Annotated in this window: 2 pseudogenes; both read left to right on the top strand. The window is 66.2% G+C overall.

The features are described from left to right. Window positions 1–25 precede the first annotated feature (25 nt). Window positions 26–118: pseudogene (locus ABGA94_RS12920) on the top strand (hypothetical protein); the annotation flags it as partial. Between the two features lie 111 nt (window positions 119–229). Then, window positions 230–346: pseudogene (locus tag ABGA94_RS12915) on the top strand (poly-beta-1,6-N-acetyl-D-glucosamine biosynthesis protein PgaD); the annotation flags it as partial.

Raw genomic sequence — 346 nt, 5'->3', positions numbered from 1 at the left:
CGGGGAGCGGCGCCGGGGAACCACGATGAAGGCTGCACTCTCGACCCAGCTGGGCCAACAACTTCACCTCACCCCGCAGCTGCTGCAGTCGATCCGGCTGTTGCAGCTTGATGGCCTGGGAGGTAGATTGCGCTGAAGCCTATGAGGCCGATATGGATATCCGAATCGGAATTCTCGCACTGCTGCTTGCACTTCCTCACGCCCTCGAGGCGGGGGCGTTGCGTTCAGCGGTTGGGCCGAGTACAACCGTGCCCGCTTCCGTGGCCGCGAGCGCCGCCTGCCGCGGCCACTGGCCAGCCTCAACGAAGTGGCCGCCGATCTGGGTGCCAGCACGGGGCTGGCCGAA

Source organism: Stenotrophomonas sp. 3diitr2024 (genome assembly GCF_042136455.1).
GTDB classification, from domain to species: domain Bacteria; phylum Pseudomonadota; class Gammaproteobacteria; order Xanthomonadales; family Xanthomonadaceae; genus Stenotrophomonas; species Stenotrophomonas sepilia.
This window is presented reverse-complemented; position numbering and strand designations above follow the sequence as displayed.